Raw genomic sequence first — 18,151 nt, 5'->3', positions numbered from 1 at the left:
ATAACGGTGATAAAGCAAATAAAATACTGAGCCTTCATCTCTGCGCCGACATATAATAATTGTATGAAATAACGAAATTATATTTATTGTTTTTATATTTTGCTTACCCTCCTGCTCAATATCTCAACGTCCATCCCGCAGCGTAAACTGTTATCAATTTATAACGGCTGACTGTCTCTGCAACTGCACCGCGTTGCACTTTAGACTGCTAGCGAGTTTCTTTTTTCCGGAGTCAGCATGTTCGGTCTTGATGCGTTTCACCTCGCGCGAATTCAATTTGCCTTTACCGTTTCGTTTCACATTATCTTCCCTGCCATCACGATTGGCCTGGCAAGCTATCTGGCCGTGCTGGAAGGGCTATGGCTCAAAACCCGCAACCCGGTCTGGCGCTCGCTGTACCAGTTCTGGTCAAAGATCTTCGCCGTTAACTTCGGCATGGGGGTCGTTTCTGGCCTGGTCATGGCCTATCAGTTTGGCACCAACTGGAGCGGTTTCTCGCAGTTTGCGGGCAGTATTACCGGCCCGTTACTGACCTACGAGGTGCTAACCGCTTTCTTCCTTGAGGCGGGTTTTCTTGGCGTCATGCTGTTCGGCTGGAACCGCGTCGGGCCGGGCCTCCACTTTTTTGCCACCTGCATGGTAGCCCTGGGTACGATCATCTCTACCTTCTGGATCCTCGCTTCCAACAGCTGGATGCAGACCCCGCAGGGGTATGAAATCGTCAACGGTCAGGTTGTTCCGGTTGACTGGTTCGCGGTGGTGTTTAACCCATCCTTCCCGTATCGACTCCTGCATATGTCTATCGCCGCATTCCTGAGCAGCGCGCTGTTCGTTGGGGCGTCGGCGGCCTGGCATCTGCTGCGCGGCAACACGTCACCAGCCATACGCGTCATGTTTTCCATGTCGCTGTGGATGACGCTCATTGTCGCCCCCATTCAGGCGATGGTCGGCGATATGCACGGTCTTAACACCCTGAAACATCAGCCGGCAAAGATTGCCGCCATTGAAGGACACTGGGAGAACCCGCCGGGAGAGCCCACGCCGCTGCTGCTGTTCGGCTGGCCGGATATGGAACAGGAACGTACCCGTTATGGGCTGGAGATCCCCGCGCTCGGCAGCCTGATCCTCACCCACAGTCTGGACAAACAGGTTCCTGCGTTGAAAGAGTTTGCCAAAGAAGACCGGCCAAACTCGACAATCGTCTTCTGGTCATTCCGCATCATGGCCGGGTTGGGCATGCTGATGCTGCTACTCGGCGTTGTCGCACTGTGGCTTCGTAAGAAGCAAACCCTCTATACCTCACGTCCGTTCCTGTGGTTTGCGCTGCTGATGGGGCCATCCGGTCTGGTGGCGATCCTTGCGGGCTGGGTGACCACCGAAGTGGGCCGCCAGCCGTGGGTGGTTTATGGTTTGCAACGCACAGCAGATGCGGTTTCCGCACATGGCGATCTGCATATGAGCATTAGCCTGGTGGCTTTCTTCGTGGTGTACAGCTCGGTCTTTGGCGTGGGCTATAGCTACATGATGCGGCTGATTCGCAAAGGGCCGCAGCCCTTTACCCCGGAACCGCACGGTACACCCGCACGTCCGCTCTCTGCCGCCATTGAGCCGCAACAATCTCAGGAGGAGCGCGTATGAGCCTCGATCTGTCCATTATCTGGTTTGTGATTATCGTCTTTGCCACCCTGATGTATATCGTGATGGATGGCTTCGACTTAGGGATAGGCATTCTGTTCCCCTTCACCAAAACGACCCAGGAGCGAGATGTCATGGTGAACAGCGTGGCCCCGGTGTGGGATGGCAACGAAACCTGGCTGGTACTCGGCGGCGCAGGGCTATTCGGCGCGTTTCCGCTGGCCTATGCGGTGATCATCGACGCGTTAACGATTCCGCTTTCACTGATGCTGGTGGGGCTGATTTTCCGTGGCGTCGCCTTTGAGTTTCGCTTTAACGCCACGCCTTCTCATCGTCCGTTCTGGGACAAAGCGTTTATGGGCGGTTCCATTCTGGCTACGTTCTGCCAGGGTATCGTCGTGGGGGCGGTGATCAACGGTTTTCAGGTGACCGATCGCGCATACAGCGGTGGCGCATTTGACTGGCTGACGCCGTTTACGTTGTTTTGTGGCCTTGGGCTGGTTATCGCCTACGCGCTGCTCGGCGCCAGCTGGCTGGTGATGAAAAGCGAAGATGCGCTGCAAACCAGCATGCGACGCGCCGCGCGCGGCCTGCTGCTGGCGCTGCTGGCCGCCATGGCGGTCATCAGCCTGTGGACGCCGCTGCTACATTCGTCAATTGCCACACGCTGGTTCAGCCTGCCGAATCTCTATTATTTGCTGCCCGTGCCGCTGCTGGTACTGGCCGCCAGCGCGCTGCTGTGGCGCCATCTGGGGCAACCGGAAAGCCACGTGCCGCCGTTTATTCTGACGCTGGCGCTCATCTTTCTCGGCTTTAGCGGGTTGGGCATCAGTATCTGGCCGGCGATTATTCCACCGTCTATCACCCTGTGGCAGGCTGCTGCACCGGTGCAAAGCCAGGAATTTATGCTGATTGGCGCGATATTTATCATCCCGGTAATTCTGGTGTACACCTTCTGGAGTTACTACGTTTTTCGCGGCAAAGTGCCGCAGAATGAGGGGTACCACTGATGAAAAATCGCTGGATGTCGCGAATATTCTGGCTAGTTGCGCTGTGGGGCGGCAGCGTACTGGCGCTGGCGCTGGTAGGCAGTTTATTTCGTATACTGATGACCGCTGCCGGTTTTAAATCCTGATAGAACAATCAGATACCTTCTTTTTTTGCTATCCCCAGAGAAATCCTAATTCTCTGGGGCTTCACATTTCCTCCACTTTTTATTGGTCAACTACCCTCACTGCACTAAGCAATGTATGGAGTACATGATGAAGAAAATTATCGCAATGTCTGCTTTCCTGGCAATGGGTCTGTGTTCAACGGCATTCGCCGCCGATCATCAGGAACCGCCGAAAAAACCACCGGTAGAACAACAGCATAACGGTCAGCCACCGCAGGATAACAAAGGACCACACCAGCACGATAGCAAAGGCCAAACGCCGCGCGACAATAAAGGTCCGCAGCACGATGGCAAAGGCCAGCCGCCAAAACACGACGGCGACAATAAACTGCCACCACCAAACGGTCAGCATAACTAACTAAAAAAGGCCGGAGAGCGTAATCGCTTTCCGGCCTTTTTCGTTACCCGCGGGTAGCGTTGCTGCTCGCAAACGGACTACAAAGGTGCGTTTTTACGCTTTGGCAGCGTTTTCAGCAGATCGTCAGGGCTCACCGACGCCACCACGCTCCCCGGCAAGGGCATTTTCAATATGTGGTTTTTGATTTTGCCAATCACGTGCATTTCGCATGGGCGACAATCAAACTTCAGCGTCAGCACTTCATCGCCGTTAATCAACTGCATCGGCGTCGCCTTCCAGCTTTTAATCGACCCTTTCGCCTGTTTCGGACACAGATTGAACGCAAAACGCAGGCAGTGCTTGGTGATCATCACCGGGACGTCGCCCTTCTCCTCATGCGCTTCGTACGCGGCATCAATCAGCTGCACGCCATAGCGATGATAGAACTCACGCGCTTTATGGTTGTAGACGTTCGCCAGGAAGCTGAGATGGCTTTCCGGATAAACCGGCGCCGGGCTGGCCACCGCTTTACGGCTACCGCGAACATAGGCGTCAAGACGCGCCCGATCGAGCAAATCGACGGTTTCACGACGCAGTTGGTTGAGCTGGCTGTTGGGGACAAACAATGCTTCCGGTAGCATCACTTCAACGCTGCGTGCGTAGTACAGCGTTTGCCCGAGTTTAGCGACGCCGTCATGCAGCTGGCTGAGCGCTTTTTCAGCATTGTTTGCCGTAGCAAACTCGCCGTCTAACGTGTGGGTCACCGTGACGCCATCTTCACTGGTCAGCGTCAGCACCAGCTGTTCCTGCCAGCCGGAAAGCTCGATATCCACTGCGATACGACGCTCGCTGGAAGTTTTCAGCAGCGCCTGCTGCCAGTTATGGTCGAGGTTACGGTTCAACACCTGATGCGGCCGCGCCTTATGCAAGTCCGCCGGCATTTCGTTCGGCCATACGCGATAGCGATTATCACCGATTTTTTCCACCGTGTTGGCACGAAAACCGACGACTTCACGTTTGATCAGCACATTCAGGCCATCGCCGTTCGCCAGCGGTTCGCTCACCTCAACATCCAACGTATCTTTGTTGACCTTCAGCACTTCGCCCACGGGCAGGCCAACAAATTTCGGTGAGTCGAAGGCGCCGATGTTCATTTGACGCTGATTGACGAAGTAGTCCGTGCTGCCGCGATGGAAGGTTTTATCCGTCGACGGGACAAAGAAATGCTCGGTACGTCCAGCAGAGGCGCGGGCTAAATCACCGCGTTCTTCAATAATCGCGTCGAGCATCTGGCGGTAATGAGCGGTGATGTTCTTCACGTAGCTCATATCTTTGTAGCGACCTTCAATCTTGAAGGAGCGCACGCCCGCATCAATCAGCGCACCAAGGTTGGCGGTCTGATCGTTATCTTTCATCGACAGCAGGTGTTTTTCAAAAGCGACCACGCGGCCCTGATCATCTTTCAGGGTATACGGCAGTCGACAGGCCTGAGAGCAATCACCGCGGTTAGCGCTACGCCCGGTCTGGGCATGCGAGATATTGCACTGACCTGAATAAGCCACGCACAGCGCGCCGTGGATAAAGAACTCAATAGTGGCATCGGTGGCTTGATGAATCGCGTTAATCTGCTCAAGATTCAGCTCGCGAGCGAGCACGATCTGACTAAAGCCAACGTCGGAGAGAAACTTGGCTTTTTCTACGCTGCGGATATCGCATTGCGTACTGGCGTGCAGCTCGATGGGCGGAATGTCCAGCTGCAAAATCCCCATATCCTGCACGATCAGCGCATCGACGCCCGCATCATAAAGGCTGGTAATCAGCTTCTGGGCGGGTTCCAGCTCATCATCATGCAAAATGGTATTGAGCGTAATGAAGATTTTGGCACCAAAGCGATGGGCAAACGGCACCAGCTCAGCAATATCCTGCAGACTGTTGCTGGCGTTATGGCGGGCGCCAAAACCGGGTCCACCAATATAGACGGCGTCTGCGCCGTGGAGAATCGCTTCGCGGGCAATCGCCGTATCGCGTGCCGGACTGAGGAGTTCAAGATGAGCGTTTTGCTGGCGCATACAGTCGGAGTTATCCAGTAGGGTCACAAAATGGCGGCTATTGTAACCATAAGCCGCGGTAGACGAAAACAGTTTCCATCGCTTCTGCGCTGCGGTTAGCTGAATTTCGGCAACCTATTGCCGAAATGCTCATTTCCGCTTGCATCATCAATAGGTTAGAGTCAGTTCCGTATTCCGGACTTTCCTCGTAACGGCCACGTTATGGTTCATTGTCGTGATTTGCCGCAGGTCTGCCTGCGGCTTTTTCTTTCGGATAATGAATAATAGAGTGGAAATGTACGGTTTGCTCGCCGCTATTGCGATAAGCGTGGGGGAGATCGCCTGCGAACCGCAGCCCTTCTCCCGCCTCGAGCCGACGCCATTCCCCCTGAACGCACATATCCAACTGGCCGCCGATCACCACCACATGTTCAATCACCCCTTTTTCATGCGGGGTCGATTCACTTAGCGCGCCAGGCGCCAGAGTGATCGAGAAATGGTCAAAGCACAGTTCAGGATCCCAGGGAAAGATCGGCGTCACCACCATCGCTTGCTGTTGGGGATCGAACGACTGCTCCCCATCCGTTTCCGGCGGAGTAATGAAAACGGAAAACGGGACGTTCAGGCCGGTGGCGATTTTCCACAGCGTCGCCACCGTCGGGCTGGATTCATTACGTTCAATCTGCCCCAGCATCGCCTTGGATACACCGGTTTCATCAGCAAGCTTTGACAGGCTCCATGCCCGTTCCTGACGCAAATTTTTCAGCGTTACCGCCAGATGTTGCGCAATATTCATTCAGCCTCCATGTTTTATATTGCCAAAGTATACCTTACCTGCGCGCTATTTACGTCCGCGAAGCACAACATTGTACGTTATAACGCACAATGGTATAGTGCGCGAACGCTATAACGCACAAGAGGTCATTGATATGCGCGCCGCTTTTATCCCTTTTCCTACTCTGCTGGCCGGATTTGTTGCCGTGCTGGTTGGCTATGCCAGCTCTGCCGCCATTATCTGGCAAGCCGCTGCCGCCGCGGGCGCCAGCGCACAGCAAATTTCCGGCTGGATGACGGCGCTGGGTCTGGCCATGGGGCTCAGCACGCTGGTGCTGACGTTGTGGCGTAAGGTGCCTATTCTTACCGCCTGGTCAACTCCAGGGGCCGCGCTGCTGGTCGGTGGTTTACAAGGCGCTACCCTCAATGATGCGGTAGGCATCTTTATCTTCGCCAACGCGCTGATTGTCATTTGCGGGTTGACCGGTTGGTTTGCCAGATTGATGAAGCTGATTCCCCATTCGCTGGCCGCAGCCATGCTGGCGGGAATCCTGCTGCGTTTTGGTCTTCAGGCATTTGCCACGCTACAGGGGCAACTGTTGCTGTGCGGCAGTATGCTGGTTAGCTGGCTGCTGTTTAAGGCCCTCGCGCCGCGCTATGCCGTGGTTGCCGCGCTGGTGGTGGGAATTATTGTCGCCCTGCTAAAAGGTGACGTTGTCACAGATGCGTCCACACTGGGGTTTGTCGCGCCTCAATTTATTGCGCCCCATTTCTCGCTAACGCAACTGATCAGCGTGGGTATTCCTTTCTTTCTGGTCACCATGGCTTCGCAGAACGCCCCCGGTCTCGCCACGCTTCAGGCCTCTGGCTATCGCGTGCCGGTGTCGCCGTTGATTGTGATTAGCGGCGCCTTTGGGTTGCTGCTGGCACCCTTTGGCGTCTATTCCGTGTGTATTGCCGCTATTACCGCCGCCATTTGCCAAAGCCCGGATGCACACCCGGATCCGCAAAAGCGCTGGCTGGCTGCCGCCGCAGCCGGTGTTTTCTATCTTCTCGCGGGCGTATTTGGTGGCTCAATCACCGCGCTGATGGCGGCCTTACCTGCCGTGTGGATTCAAATGCTTGCCGGGCTGGCATTGCTGGGTACGCTGGGCGGCAGCCTGTTCCAGGCGCTCACTTCCGCATACGAACGCGACGCCGCGATGGTGACGTTTCTGGTGACGGCGAGCGGCATCACTCTGGCGGGAATTGGGTCGGCGTTTTGGGGACTGGCTATCGGTGGTGCCAGCTTTGCACTGCTATCGCGCCAGGCCCGCACGTAGCTGCGACGGCGTGGTGCCGGTCACCGCTTTAAAGCGATTACTGAAGTGGCTGGCGGAGCTAAAGCCGCAGCTTAAGGCAATATCGGTTAGCGGCAGCGCGGTGTGTCGCACCAGCTGTTGTGCTTTATCCATACGACGCTGCATCACATATTGATGCGGGGCTAAACCGACGGACTGACGGAACATGCGCGCAAAATGGTATTCGCTGAGCGTCGCTTGCGCAGCCAGCGCCGCAAGCGTTAAGGGATCGCCAAGATGCGCATCGATAAAATCGAGCGTATTACGCAGGACGCCCGGAGCCAGCCCGCCCGTCACCGTCGGTAGGCGCCACTGCACATTGGCGTAGTTCTGCAGCAGGTGGGTAAGCAGCAGCGTGCTGACGCTGCTGAGGGTCAGTTGATTGGCCGGCTGCTGCCAGTCGCAGCCAAGCAGAAACTGGCGGTACAGCAGCGTAATTTTGGGGTCGTCACCAAAAATCTGTTCATCCAGCGCGATCGTCGCCGGACTGCGGTCCCACACCTGCTCACCTACCTGACGCAAGTGATCATCGGTGCAATAAAGATGCACAAACGAAAGATCATCACGAATATCCCACGTCGATTCGCTGTCCTCCGGCATCAGGCAGAAACGATTTGGCCCACCGCCGTTTTTCCAGCCGTACGGCGTTTTCTGATAACTTTCATAACCATCGGCCACATACAAGCTCAGCGTGTGGTGATCGCTTTGTACCGTCAGCGTGTCGCGTTTGTTGTACCACGCGGCAAGCTGAATACCTGAATTGAGCGCGACGGTTTCCCGCAGAATGGCCTTCTGGCTCCTTAGTCTCTCAAACGTCGCGTAGGTGTGTGCCATTAACATTTCAGTCACGATGATAGATAAGCCCAGTCTAGGGCTTGTCGCGCATGGATGCTAGCTTTCAGCCCTGCCGGATATAAAAAACCGCAAGAATTTGCAAGTGTGCCGCAACTCCTTGCAAGCCCCGCTCGCCAGTACGCGTCAAACTTTGCTTTCTATCGCTGTTATCGTTGTGAGGAATTATGAACGCGCTGCTCTACACGCTGGTCGTTGTTATCTGGGGAACCACCTGGATTGCCATTTTTTTACAGCAGGGCCCGGTGCCTGAAGCCGTCTCCATTTTCTGGCGTTTCGCCATCGCCAGCGGCACCATGTTAACGATTTTGCTGTGTCTACGCCGCCTACGACCGCTGGCGCTGCGCGATCATCTGTTCTGCATGGTGCAGGGCTGCTGCGTGTTTGGCTTCAACTTTCTCTGTTTTTACACCGCCGCGAAATGGATTAATACCGGCCTAGAGTCGGTGATTTTCTCCATGGCGGTGCTGTTCAACGCCATCAACAGTTTTATTTTCTTCCGCCAGACGCCGCCAAAGCGCTTTTACCTTGCCGCCCTGCTCGGATTGGCTGGTATCATTACCCTCTTCTGGCACGACCTGCAGGCAGTGGGTATGAGCAGTACTCTACTGGCGGGCATTTTACTCAGCGCGCTGGGTACCTACGGCTTTTCGCTGGGCAATATGCTGAGCTTGCGCCACCAGCGCCGGGGCCTGGAAACATTGACCACCAACGCCTGGGCGATGCTCTATGGCACGATCGTTATTGGCATTGTGGCGCTGCTGCGCGGCGATGATTTTACGCCGCAGTGGACGGTGAGCTATATGGGGGCGCTGTTCTACCTTGCACTGTTCGGTTCAGTGATTGCCTTTGGCGTCTATTTCACTTTGGTGGGGCGTATCGGCGCCAGCAACGCCGCTTACAGCACCCTGCTGTTTCCACTGGTGGCGCTGACGCTGTCCACGGTTTACGAAGGCTATCAGTGGCATGCTAATGCGGTGATCGGGCTGGTGCTGATTCTGCTGGGCAACCTGGTGATGTTCGCGAAACCGCAGTTCTGGCGATTACCGTTCCTCAGCCGCGCCTGATGCGGCATCGCCAATCAGGGAGGCATCGCGTGCCTCCCTTTTGTATCACACTGTATCTGGCGTTTGCGCCGATACAGTCGCTGGCAAAATCCCTTCTTATGCACACATCCGCGACACTTCCGCTTGTTTTTATTATCTGGTCGCGATAGCCCACTATACGTCGTTCGCTATCGTTTTTGATTTGATGCCAACAACCTCGTGTGTGCAGGAGAAATCTATGAACGTTTCAGCGTCCCCGGTACTTCGCTTTAAAACTCTGTTGCTGGCCAGCGTGCTGCTGGCGCCCGCCTTGCCGGCCCTTGCTGCGCCGGATTACGCCGCCGAATTTAAAACCGTTCACCAAATTAACGCCGGCGACCTGAATATCGGCTACGTCGATATCGGCCCGCGCGATGGCCAGCCGGTCATCCTGCTGCACGGCTGGCCGTACGATATCAACAGCTACGCTCAGGTCGCGCCTGTACTGGCCAGTAAAGGCTTCCGCGTCATTGTGCCCAGCCTGCGCGGTTACGGCACCACCCGATTCTTGTCCGCCGCCACGCCGCGTAACGGTCAGCCGTCCGCGCTGGCGTCTGACGCCGTCGCGTTAATGGATGCGCTGCATATCAAACAGGCCGATTTCGCCGGTTTCGACTGGGGCGCACGCACGGCGGATATCGTCGCCGCGCTGTGGCCGGAGCGGGTGAAATCGCTGGTTTCGGTCAGCGGCTATCTGATTAGCAGCCAAAAAATTGGCGAGCAGCCGCTGCCGCCGCAGGGCGAACAGCAGTGGTGGTATCAGTTTTATTTCGCGACCCCGCGCGGCGCGGCGGGCTATGCCAAAAACACCCACGACTTTGCGAAGCTCATCTGGCTGCAAGCGTCACCGGGCTGGAAGTTCAGCGAGGACACCTTCAATACCAGCGCCAAATCGCTGGACAACCCGGATCACGTGGCGGTGACCATCAGCAACTACCGCTGGCGTTTAGGGCTGGAGAAAGGTGAAGCGAAATATGCTAAATATGAGCAGAAGCTCGCCACGCTGCCCTCCATTACCGTCCCGACCATCACCATTGAAGGGGGCAACAACGGCGCACCGCACCCGGATCCGAAAACCTATGCCGCCCGCTTTACCGGCAAATATGAACACCGTACTTTCGGCCCAAACGTGGGGCATAACCCACCGCAGGAAGATCCGGCTAACTTCACTAAGGCCGTCATCGACGCCGATAAACTGTAACCCCACGGCTGCCCCGGCCTGACCTGGAGTCAATATGGAACACATCGATAATATCCTGGTGGTGGATGACGACCACGACATTCGCGAGCTGGTCGTCGACTACCTGCTGAAATCAGGCTATCGGGCGACGGGGGCCAGCAACGGCAAGGCTATGCGCAGCTACCTTGCCAGTCATCAGGTGGACCTGGTGGTACTGGACATCATGATGCCCGGCGACGATGGTCTGACGCTGTGCCGCCAGTTGCGCAATGACCGGCAGAATATTCCCGTACTGATGCTGACCGCGCGCGGTGACGATGCGGACAGAATTCTGGGGCTGGAAATGGGCGCCGACGACTATCTGGTTAAGCCGTTTGTCGCCCGTGAACTACTGGCGCGTATTAAGGCCATTCTGCGCCGCTACCGCGCCCTGCCGCCGAATCTGCAAATTACCGAGGCCGGACGGCTGATTGCCTTTGGCCGCTGGCAACTGGATACCGCCGCCCGTCATCTGCAGGACGACGAGGGGCTGGTGGTGGCACTCAGCGGCGCGGAGTATCGCCTACTGCGCGTGTTTCTCGACCATCCCCAGCGCGTGCTTAATCGCGACCAGTTGCTTAGCCTGACCCAGGGCCGCGATGCCGAGTTGTTTGAGCGGTCAATAGATCTGCTGGTCAGCCGCCTGCGTCAGCGGTTGAACGACGACGCGCGCGAACCGGCCTATATTAAGACCGTGCGTAGCGAAGGCTATGTGCTGGCCATGCCGGTCACCCTGCGGGAACTGCATGAATGAGGCTGTGGCCAAAAACGCTGCTATACCGGTTAGTGCTGATTGTGCTGGGCGGGCTGCTGCTGGCCAACAGCCTGACGCTGGCGGTGCTGCTCTATGAACGGATGAGCAGCGCCCGCAGCGTGATGCTCAACAACCTGAGCGACGACGTCGCCACCAGCGTGGCGATTCTCGATAGGCTGCCCGCCAGCGAGCGTAGCGCCTGGTTACCCAGGCTATCGCGCGGAAATTATCAGTATCTGACCAACATCGGTGAATCGGGGCCGCCGCCCGACAGCTGGCGCTCGCGCAGCATTGTGCAAACGCTGCATGACGCACTGGATGAAAAATATACGCTAACCATAAGCGCTCTCCCTGGGCCACGGGAGCACCTGCAGGCGCATCTGCGCTTAAGCGACGGTCAACCGTTAACCATTGATATTCGTCCGCAGCTTCCTGCTCTGGCGCGCTGGCTGCCGATTGTGCTGGTCGCCCAGCCGCTGCTGCTGCTGATTTGCGCATGGTTGGCGGTGCATCAGGTTGTGCGCCCGCTCTCCCGCTTTACCCGCGCCGTCGAATCATTAGAACCCGCAGACACCTCGCCGCAGCCAATGGAAGAAGATGGTCCGCGGGAAGTCCAGCAAACGGCCCGCGCTTTTAACGCTATGCTGGCGCGCGTTCAGCACTACCTCCAGGAGCGTACGCAGATCCTCGCCGCCATTTCTCACGATCTGCAAACGCCGATTACGCGTATGAAGCTGCGGGTGGAGATGGCGCAAGATACGGCACTGCAAGAAAAGATGATGCAGGATCTTGATGCCATGGCCCGTCTGGTGCGCGAAGGTATCGCCTACGCCCGCAGCAGTGAAAACGTTCAGGAAGCGAGCCTGCGTCTCGATCTCAACGCCTTTCTCGACTCCCTCGCCTGCGATTACGTAGACACCGGCCAGCCGGTCACTTTCGAACCGCTGGCAAGCCTGCCTCCACTCACGACCTATCCCCAGGCTCTGCGTCGGGCGATCGCCAACCTGGTCGACAATGCGTTGAAATATGGCAATAACGACGCGCTCTTACGTATCACCCCCGTTGACGAGCGCTGGCTGACTATTGACGTGCTGGATAGCGGCCCGGGGATCCCGGCGGCGGAGCTGGACGCCGTACTTCAGCCTTTTTATCGGCTGGAAACCTCGCGTAATCGCCATACCGGCGGCACCGGATTGGGGCTGGCAATCGCCTCCCAGCTAGCCGCCCGCTTACGGGGTCGCTTAACGCTGAGCAATCGCCCACAGGGTGGGCTGGAGGCCAGGCTCTGGCTGCCTTTGTATCCTGATGTATCCAGAGCAGATACGGATAAATAGCCTGACAAAACGGCCCTTTGACGACACACGCCCTATACAGCGGCGCGATTAAATCGCCTCACCGCCTGCAAGGCAGGCTGATATCAACATGAGGTGATTTATGACCAGAGTCCGTCAGTTTTTCCTTGGGGCCGTAGCGGCGATGCTGCAAACGGCAGCCTGCGTCGCCGCAGACAATCAGGCGCTGCGCGCCGCCCTTCTCGCTACACAGTCCGCCACCGTCGCGCAGACGGCCGCTTGGCCACGCCGCGTGCTGGGAGGTGCCTGATGACCGTTATCATTGCGTTTCTGGGGGGCATGCTCACGCTATTAAGCCCCTGCACGTTGCCCGTTATCCCCTTTTTGTTCGCCAGCATGAAGGGGCAAAAACGCCATCTGGCGGCGCTGCTCGGCGGTATGGTGCTGATGTTTACCGCGCTGTCGCTGCTGGTGACCGTGACCAGCGCGTGGGTCACCCAGATTTCAGCGGCAGGCCGCTGGCTGGCGCTGGCATTTCTCACCGTGGTGGCGCTGTCGCTGATCTCACCACAGATAGCACAGCGGCTAGCGTCGCCGGCAGTCCGTCTCGGTAATCAGGTCAACGACCGCAGCCTACGTCGTCAAGGAGTGCTGTCGGCGCTGCTGGCCGGGATTGCCACCGGCCTGCTTTGGGCACCCTGCGCGGGCCCAGCGCTGGGGGCCATTCTCAGTCTGGAAGTGGTTCAGGGAAACACCGTATCCAGCGGTGTTTTGCTGGCCGCCTATGGCGGCGGCTGCGCCGTTATGCTGGCGCTATTGTGGCTGGGCGGCCAGAGGGTGATGCGCTGGCTGCGCGCCAGAACTACCGTGGTTGAGCTGCTGAAACGGCTGGGCGGGGTCGCTATGCTGGCCTCGGTGATACTTTTTGCTTCGGGCGCCACCAGCGTATTTCAGGGGGCCAATACGCTCTCCCTGCGGCTGGAACAGCATCTGGTGTCGTGGGTTCCCGCCACGCCCGTTAAACTGCAGCCCGTCGCCGACAGCGCCCTGCCGCCACTCACTGGCGGGACCGGGTGGATCAACAGCGCGCCGCTCAGTCACGAGACGCTAAAAGGCAAAGTCGTGCTGGTCGATTTCTGGACTTTTGACTGCATTAACTGCCAGCACACCTTACCGCATGTCCGCGAATGGGCGGAAAAATATCGTCCACAGGGGCTGGAGGTGATTGGCGTACACACGCCGGAGTATCCGCACGAGAAGAATTTGGCCGCGGTAACGGCCGCAGTGAAAAAATGGCGGCTGAGCTACCCGGTGGTCACGGACAATAATTATCAAATATGGCGCGCTTTTGGCAATCAGTACTGGCCAGCCCACTATCTTTTTGATGCGCGCGGTCAGCTTCGCTATACGTTCTTTGGTGAAGGGAATTACAGCGAACAGGAACAGGCCATCGCGCAGTTATTAAAAGAAACGCGTACCTGATTAAAATAAGGGGGCACTCGCCCCCTTATTTATTGTGGAATTAATATGAACTTATTTCTGCGACGGGTCGAATTTCACCGCATCGATGGCCATATCATCAATAACCTGTTTCAATGTATCCAGCGTCAGCTGCGCGTTAGAGTTAGACAGATCTTTGCCTTCACCCTTGCGCACCACTTTAATGACCGGCTTATTGGTGGCGGCGTCAATCAGTTCCGCCTCAAAGTACAGGTTGGTGTTCATCGTACGGTGGCCCGTCGCGGCTTCAGTGCCCGCAACAACCATCGCAATTGGAATCACTTCGTAGAACTGCAACCCTTCTTTGCTGGAGTCAACGGCAGTAATCGCACCGCGGAAGATCAGGCTATGCGGGCCAGCTTTGGTTGCCAACGGTTTGCGCTCGCTGATGGCTTTTTTCAGCTCGGTATTGGTGTAGTTCAGAATATCGGTCAGCGCTTTCTGCCCAACCTGAGTGGTCGGCTTCGGTACCGGATAGTAGGTTACCGGGTTATACACCACGTTGGCATAATTGGCCGGTTTATAGTCCGGAGAGATCCAACGCAGTTCCGTTTTCCCCGAGGCCGTGGTGCTTTCTTTCAGGCCGGAATAGTCTTTTAAAAAGCCGGAGTACTGCTCCGGAGTGGTGGTCTTCGATGCACAGCCCGCTAATGCCAGAGCGCCCACAAGGGCCGCCGCTTTGAAAAACGCTTGAGTACGCATGAGAATAATCCCTGATAAATGCACAGATGCCCGTAAGTTATAGCAAATGAATCAGGAGTTTGTCGCGGCAAAAATGGAGGCTGCTCTCATTATTTATAAAAATGATTCATTATATAACGGGCTTTTGCCCGTTATATAAATAACAATTATAATTCCCTGCGCGCCAGCATCGTCGCGAAGCGTAATTTAATGCGGTTGCCCTTTTCATCAGTACGATGCAATTCGCCGACGTCTTCGTTATATTTCAGCAAATTCCAACCTTTATAATAGTTTTTCAGCTCACCTGTTTTAAAGGCAAACGGGAAGCCAACCGTACAGGGGAAATCATCGGTGTCCATCGCCGCGACAATCAGATTGTAGCCGCCCGGTTTGGTACAGCGCTGCATGTTGTCGATAAGACGCGGAATGGTATTCGCTTCAAGGAACATCATTACCACGGTAGAAAGAATAAAATCATACTCACCGTCAAAGCTAAGCGTATTGAGATCGTGAATAGCCACCTGCAGATTTTCCAGTCCTTCCGCTTCACGAATCGACCGCAGGTTCTGAATGCTCATCGGGTTCTTATCCCACGCCGTTACGTCGTAGCCGTTCGCCGCCAGATAAAGGCTATTGCGCCCGTTACCGCACCCCAGATCGAGGGTTTTCCCCGGCTTAACAATAGTCGCGGCATGCACCACTTCTGAATGGGTTCGGGTCAGGCCGTATTTGTCGGTAAAGTAGTTTTCATCACGAATGGTCATTGTTCATCCTTCGGTTTCATCAGTGTCGACGGTGCAACACGCGTCAAAAGTTTACCCTGAAGCAGCAACAGTAGCGTTTTTACCAGCAGCAGGCCGATCACGATATTCGTGAAAATAAAGAGCGGCAGCGCCAGATGATGGAAGAAGCCGGTTCCGCTGGCATGTCCCAGATGCAGGCCGGTAGAAGCCAGCGCGGAAATACCGAACGAGAAGCTCCAGAACGAGGCATTAAACGCCTGACGCAGATACCAGGGCATCAGACGTAACATAAACAGCAACTGTAATAGCCCGTAGCCGAACAGCATTTTCGCGAACACATCGGCGTGTCCGCCGTTAATGCTCAACCACGCGTTACAGGCGACCAGCGCCGGTGCCAGTTGAATGCCGAGTGAGGTCCGTAACGGCACGGACAACGCGCCGCCGCTGCGCAGGCGTTGCACGATAGCGGGCTCCAGCGTTATCCAGGAAATGACGCCAGCGCCCAGAAAGACCAGTCCGACATCGTTAAACCCCAACGCCCCGCAGGCCATAGCGCTGATAAAATTGTTGGCGACGGTCGGCAGATACAGCCCCGGCGTGGTGGCATCCGCCGGATGCTCGCCGCGCCACAGCCCCGCCGTTTGCCATGCGGCATAGCTCAATTGCAGCACCACGCCGATAATAAACAGCGCCTGCGCCAGCGTTCTCAGCCACGGTGTGACGCCGATGGCGACCAGCATGGTGGTTGCCGGAAACAAGCTCACGAAACTGCTGGCGATGGGGTGACGCATCTCCAGCCAGACGCTGTAGGGAAAACGTATCGCTCGGGTGATAAAGGCCAGCGTCAACAGCCCCCACATCACGATCGCCAATATCACCAGCCCTTCGCCGATCGCCGGGTTCACCGGCCAGATAGTGCTGGCATAACGCCAGGCGAAACCCATGCCAATGGTGCCCAGCACCATCCCAAAATAGCCCGCAGGTAGATTCAATACCCGCTGCCCATCGTTTTTATTATGCATTTTGTTTATTTTATCAAATTTATTTAAGTTGCATTTTAAATGATTCTTTTGGCCGACGCTAGCGCCAAAAGCAGCCCCAGAAAACATCATCCGTTTGACCTGCTGTCGCAAAGGATTTGCTACATTTATTGTATCTATTTAGCTGAGGTTATCATGAAAAAATACCGTCTTAGCGACGCTTCACGCAGCGTTCAGATAGGCGAACCCGGCGCGCGCGAAAGCATCGTGATGCGGCAGATTATCGCCCTGCGGGATTTCGCCGACGTGACAACCGGCACTCTGGGCGGCTGGGTCGATGATGAAAACGCACTGAGCCACGACGGCAACTGCTGGATTTACGATGAAAACAGCCTCGTTTACGCCGGGGCAAAGATAGAGGAAAACGCACGGCTGATAGCCCCCTGTGAAGTGAGTCATCGGGCGATTATCAGCGGCAACGCCCGCGTGCAGGCCAGCCGGATCGGCCAGGGTGCGCGGCTGAGCGGCAATGTCACCGTCGATAAGGCGCGAGTACACGGTTACTGCCACCTGTTTGGCGATGCCCATATCGGCGAGGGCTGCCAGATTGTTGGGGCAAAAGGACTGACCGCCGACAACGAGCGGCTGCTGCAAATCTTCGATCGCGCCCGCCTGACCGACTGCCGGGTCGTACATCAGGCGCAAATTTACGGTGACGCCACGCTCAACCACGCTTTCGTGGAGCATCGAGCAGAGATTTACGACAGCGCGCGCCTGGAGGGGAATGAGGAAAACAATATCTGGGTCTGCGATTGCGCCAAAGTCTACGGCAACGCGCGCATCATCGCCGGGTCGGGTGAAGATGCAATTCCAACGCTACGCTACAGCTCACAGGTGGCGGAGAACGCGGTCATTGAGGGCAACTGCGTGCTGAAACACCACGTACTGGTTGGCGGCAACGCCCGGCTTCGCGGCGGGCCCATTCTGCTTGACGACCACGTGCTGATTCAGGGTGATGCGCGTGTCGAAGGCGATGTGCTGATCGAGTATCACATCGATATTACCGACGACGTGGTTGTAGAAGCCTTGCCCGGCGAAGCAATTCACCTACGCGGGCGCAAGGCCATTACCGGAACGCAGCGGATTACGCGTACTCCGCTATTTGGCGCGCTATGACCGCGTGTTATCGATGATGCGCGCGTAAATATTTTGGTCGTAGAACACGCCATTCAGAAACTCAGCCTGCCGCAAGCAACCTTCCAGCTGAAAACCATTACGTTGCGCCACTTGATTGCTGCGCAGGTTGTCCACCCGACACTTAATCACGAAGCGGCGAATTTCCCCCAGTTCAACGTAATAGCGGATAAACGCCTGCAGCGAGGCGGATAAAATCCCCTTGCTCTGCGCGGCCTCGTCCAACCAGTAGCCGATATAGCCCGTTTTGTTGGACGGTTCGATCTGGTTAAATGAGAGCACGCCCGCCATTTTCCCCTCGACAAAAATCAGGAACATTTTGGCAATGCCGCGCTGGTGCAGCATCATATTGCCCTGCACATTCTGGCGGGTGTCCTGTTCGCTTTTGACAAACTGCGGCCAGTTGAGCGTTTGCTGTAGCCAGTCGCGATTACGCACGACCATCTGATGCAGCTCGGAAACGTGCGACTCATTAACAGCCTCAAGGGTAATGGCGTCGGAGACGACGATCGTTTCAATGCGGGTCATATACAGGCTCTCGAT

At 56.3% G+C, this 18,151-nt stretch carries 19 protein-coding genes; 12 read left to right on the top strand and 7 right to left on the bottom strand.

The annotated features are described in order from the left end of the window. Window positions 1-237: 237 nt before the first annotated feature. The 4 genes from M989_RS11215 to M989_RS11200 all read left to right on the top strand — a co-directional run bounded on the left by M989_RS11215 (window position 238) and on the right by M989_RS11200 (window position 3,167). A complete protein-coding gene (locus tag M989_RS11215; protein WP_064545244.1) occupies window positions 238-1,638 on the top strand; it encodes a cytochrome ubiquinol oxidase subunit I in 1,401 nt (466 codons plus the stop codon). Beyond that, the gene (cydB, locus tag M989_RS11210) at window positions 1,635-2,645 is read left to right on the top strand and encodes a cytochrome d ubiquinol oxidase subunit II (RefSeq protein ID WP_064545242.1); all 1,011 of its coding nucleotides are present in this window, start codon (window positions 1,635-1,637) and stop codon (window positions 2,643-2,645) included. The genes M989_RS11215 and cydB overlap by 4 nt, the downstream gene beginning before the upstream one ends. Continuing rightward, window positions 2,645-2,770 carry a DUF2474 domain-containing protein gene (locus M989_RS11205; protein ID WP_064545240.1) on the top strand — a complete coding sequence of 42 codons (126 nt, stop codon included), beginning with the start codon at window positions 2,645-2,647 and terminating at the stop codon, window positions 2,768-2,770. The genes cydB and M989_RS11205 overlap by 1 nt, the downstream gene beginning before the upstream one ends. A gap of 127 nt (window positions 2,771-2,897) precedes the next feature. Further along, complete coding sequence (locus M989_RS11200) at window positions 2,898-3,167, top strand: hypothetical protein (RefSeq protein ID WP_064545238.1); 270 nt, start codon at window positions 2,898-2,900, stop codon at window positions 3,165-3,167. A gap of 77 nt (window positions 3,168-3,244) precedes the next feature. Here the strand turns inward: M989_RS11200 and M989_RS11195 are convergent, their stop codons facing one another. Beyond that, window positions 3,245-5,215 carry a peptidase U32 family protein gene (locus M989_RS11195; RefSeq protein ID WP_064545236.1) on the bottom strand — a complete coding sequence of 657 codons (1,971 nt, stop codon included), beginning with the start codon at window positions 5,213-5,215 and terminating at the stop codon, window positions 3,245-3,247. A gap of 199 nt (window positions 5,216-5,414) precedes the next feature. Continuing rightward, window positions 5,415-5,990, bottom strand: coding sequence for a helix-turn-helix domain-containing protein (locus M989_RS11190; RefSeq protein ID WP_064545234.1), 576 nt, complete (start codon window positions 5,988-5,990; stop codon window positions 5,415-5,417). 133 nt (window positions 5,991-6,123) lie between these two features. Here M989_RS11190 and M989_RS11185 point away from each other — a divergent pair, with 133 nt between their 5' ends. Next, window positions 6,124-7,290 carry a benzoate/H(+) symporter BenE family transporter gene (locus M989_RS11185; RefSeq protein WP_064545320.1) on the top strand — a complete coding sequence of 389 codons (1,167 nt, stop codon included), beginning with the start codon at window positions 6,124-6,126 and terminating at the stop codon, window positions 7,288-7,290. On the opposite strand, the gene M989_RS11180 is transcribed toward M989_RS11185, so the two are convergent. Continuing rightward, on the bottom strand, window positions 7,267-8,142 hold the full coding sequence (locus M989_RS11180) for a helix-turn-helix transcriptional regulator (protein ID WP_064545232.1): 876 nt from the start codon (window positions 8,140-8,142) through the stop codon (window positions 7,267-7,269). The two genes, M989_RS11185 and M989_RS11180, sit on opposite strands and share 24 nt — an antisense overlap. A 185-nt stretch (window positions 8,143-8,327) precedes the next feature. Here M989_RS11180 and M989_RS11175 point away from each other — a divergent pair, with 185 nt between their 5' ends. The 6 genes from M989_RS11175 to M989_RS11155 all read left to right on the top strand — a co-directional run bounded on the left by M989_RS11175 (window position 8,328) and on the right by M989_RS11155 (window position 13,992). Beyond that, a complete protein-coding gene (locus M989_RS11175) occupies window positions 8,328-9,227 on the top strand; it encodes a DMT family transporter (protein WP_064545230.1) in 900 nt (299 codons plus the stop codon). A 217-nt stretch (window positions 9,228-9,444) separates the two neighbouring features. Further along, window positions 9,445-10,446 (top strand): alpha/beta fold hydrolase, encoded by a 1,002-nt coding sequence (locus M989_RS11170; protein ID WP_083965149.1) that lies wholly within the window; start codon window positions 9,445-9,447, stop codon window positions 10,444-10,446. A gap of 34 nt (window positions 10,447-10,480) precedes the next feature. Next, window positions 10,481-11,218 carry a response regulator gene (locus M989_RS11165; RefSeq protein ID WP_064545228.1) on the top strand — a complete coding sequence of 246 codons (738 nt, stop codon included), beginning with the start codon at window positions 10,481-10,483 and terminating at the stop codon, window positions 11,216-11,218. Next, the gene (locus M989_RS11160) at window positions 11,215-12,552 is read left to right on the top strand and encodes an ATP-binding protein (RefSeq protein ID WP_064545226.1); all 1,338 of its coding nucleotides are present in this window, start codon (window positions 11,215-11,217) and stop codon (window positions 12,550-12,552) included. The genes M989_RS11165 and M989_RS11160 overlap by 4 nt, the downstream gene beginning before the upstream one ends. 100 nt (window positions 12,553-12,652) lie before the next feature. Then, window positions 12,653-12,820: a hypothetical protein gene (locus tag M989_RS25535; protein WP_157093537.1), complete on the top strand. Its 168-nt coding sequence runs from the start codon at window positions 12,653-12,655 to the stop codon at window positions 12,818-12,820. Continuing rightward, the gene (locus M989_RS11155; RefSeq protein ID WP_064545225.1) at window positions 12,820-13,992 is read left to right on the top strand and encodes a cytochrome c biogenesis protein DipZ; all 1,173 of its coding nucleotides are present in this window, start codon (window positions 12,820-12,822) and stop codon (window positions 13,990-13,992) included. The genes M989_RS25535 and M989_RS11155 overlap by 1 nt, the downstream gene beginning before the upstream one ends. Before the next feature lie 51 nt (window positions 13,993-14,043). On the opposite strand, the gene M989_RS11150 is transcribed toward M989_RS11155, so the two are convergent. The 3 genes from M989_RS11150 to tehA all read right to left on the bottom strand — a co-directional run bounded on the left by M989_RS11150 (window position 14,044) and on the right by tehA (window position 16,456). Then, entirely contained in the window at window positions 14,044-14,712 is a 669-nt protein-coding gene (locus M989_RS11150) for a DUF3313 domain-containing protein (protein ID WP_064545223.1), read from the bottom strand. A gap of 146 nt (window positions 14,713-14,858) precedes the next feature. After that, on the bottom strand, window positions 14,859-15,455 hold the full coding sequence (gene tehB / locus M989_RS11145) for a tellurite resistance methyltransferase TehB (protein WP_064545221.1): 597 nt from the start codon (window positions 15,453-15,455) through the stop codon (window positions 14,859-14,861). Then, a complete protein-coding gene (gene tehA, locus M989_RS11140; RefSeq protein WP_064545317.1) occupies window positions 15,452-16,456 on the bottom strand; it encodes a dicarboxylate transporter/tellurite-resistance protein TehA in 1,005 nt (334 codons plus the stop codon). Before tehA ends, tehB begins: the two co-directional genes overlap by 4 nt. A gap of 153 nt (window positions 16,457-16,609) precedes the next feature. Between tehA and ydcK the strand changes: the two genes are divergently transcribed. Continuing rightward, window positions 16,610-17,590: a YdcK family protein gene (ydcK, locus tag M989_RS11135; protein WP_064545219.1), complete on the top strand. Its 981-nt coding sequence runs from the start codon at window positions 16,610-16,612 to the stop codon at window positions 17,588-17,590. On the opposite strand, the gene rimL is transcribed toward ydcK, so the two are convergent. Continuing rightward, on the bottom strand, window positions 17,585-18,136 hold the full coding sequence (gene rimL, locus M989_RS11130; RefSeq protein ID WP_064545315.1) for a 50S ribosomal protein L7/L12-serine acetyltransferase: 552 nt from the start codon (window positions 18,134-18,136) through the stop codon (window positions 17,585-17,587). The genes ydcK and rimL overlap by 6 nt on opposite strands. Window positions 18,137-18,151: the final 15 nt, after the last annotated feature.

The organism is Kluyvera georgiana ATCC 51603 (genome assembly GCF_001654985.1).
Classification (GTDB): domain Bacteria; phylum Pseudomonadota; class Gammaproteobacteria; order Enterobacterales; family Enterobacteriaceae; genus Kluyvera; species Kluyvera georgiana.
This window is presented reverse-complemented; position numbering and strand designations above follow the sequence as displayed.

Coding starts and splice junctions, on each gene's coding strand:
- M989_RS11180 (WP_064545232.1), bottom strand. CDS start 8,142: ATGGCACACACCTACGCGACGTTTGAGAGACTAAGGAGCCAGAAGGCC.
- M989_RS11195 (WP_064545236.1), bottom strand. CDS start 5,215: ATGCGCCAGCAAAACGCTCATCTTGAACTCCTCAGTCCGGCACGCGAT.
- M989_RS11155 (WP_064545225.1), top strand. CDS start 12,820: ATGACCGTTATCATTGCGTTTCTGGGGGGCATGCTCACGCTATTAAGC.
- M989_RS11165 (WP_064545228.1), top strand. CDS start 10,481: ATGGAACACATCGATAATATCCTGGTGGTGGATGACGACCACGACATT.
- tehB (WP_064545221.1), bottom strand. CDS start 15,455: ATGACCATTCGTGATGAAAACTACTTTACCGACAAATACGGCCTGACC.
- rimL (WP_064545315.1), bottom strand. CDS start 18,136: ATGACCCGCATTGAAACGATCGTCGTCTCCGACGCCATTACCCTTGAG.
- M989_RS11150 (WP_064545223.1), bottom strand. CDS start 14,712: ATGCGTACTCAAGCGTTTTTCAAAGCGGCGGCCCTTGTGGGCGCTCTG.
- M989_RS11175 (WP_064545230.1), top strand. CDS start 8,328: ATGAACGCGCTGCTCTACACGCTGGTCGTTGTTATCTGGGGAACCACC.
- M989_RS25535 (WP_157093537.1), top strand. CDS start 12,653: ATGACCAGAGTCCGTCAGTTTTTCCTTGGGGCCGTAGCGGCGATGCTG.
- tehA (WP_064545317.1), bottom strand. CDS start 16,456: ATGCATAATAAAAACGATGGGCAGCGGGTATTGAATCTACCTGCGGGC.
- M989_RS11215 (WP_064545244.1), top strand. CDS start 238: ATGTTCGGTCTTGATGCGTTTCACCTCGCGCGAATTCAATTTGCCTTT.
- M989_RS11200 (WP_064545238.1), top strand. CDS start 2,898: ATGAAGAAAATTATCGCAATGTCTGCTTTCCTGGCAATGGGTCTGTGT.
- M989_RS11185 (WP_064545320.1), top strand. CDS start 6,124: ATGCGCGCCGCTTTTATCCCTTTTCCTACTCTGCTGGCCGGATTTGTT.
- ydcK (WP_064545219.1), top strand. CDS start 16,610: ATGAAAAAATACCGTCTTAGCGACGCTTCACGCAGCGTTCAGATAGGC.
- M989_RS11190 (WP_064545234.1), bottom strand. CDS start 5,990: ATGAATATTGCGCAACATCTGGCGGTAACGCTGAAAAATTTGCGTCAG.
- M989_RS11160 (WP_064545226.1), top strand. CDS start 11,215: ATGAGGCTGTGGCCAAAAACGCTGCTATACCGGTTAGTGCTGATTGTG.
- cydB (WP_064545242.1), top strand. CDS start 1,635: ATGAGCCTCGATCTGTCCATTATCTGGTTTGTGATTATCGTCTTTGCC.
- M989_RS11205 (WP_064545240.1), top strand. CDS start 2,645: ATGAAAAATCGCTGGATGTCGCGAATATTCTGGCTAGTTGCGCTGTGG.
- M989_RS11170 (WP_083965149.1), top strand. CDS start 9,445: ATGAACGTTTCAGCGTCCCCGGTACTTCGCTTTAAAACTCTGTTGCTG.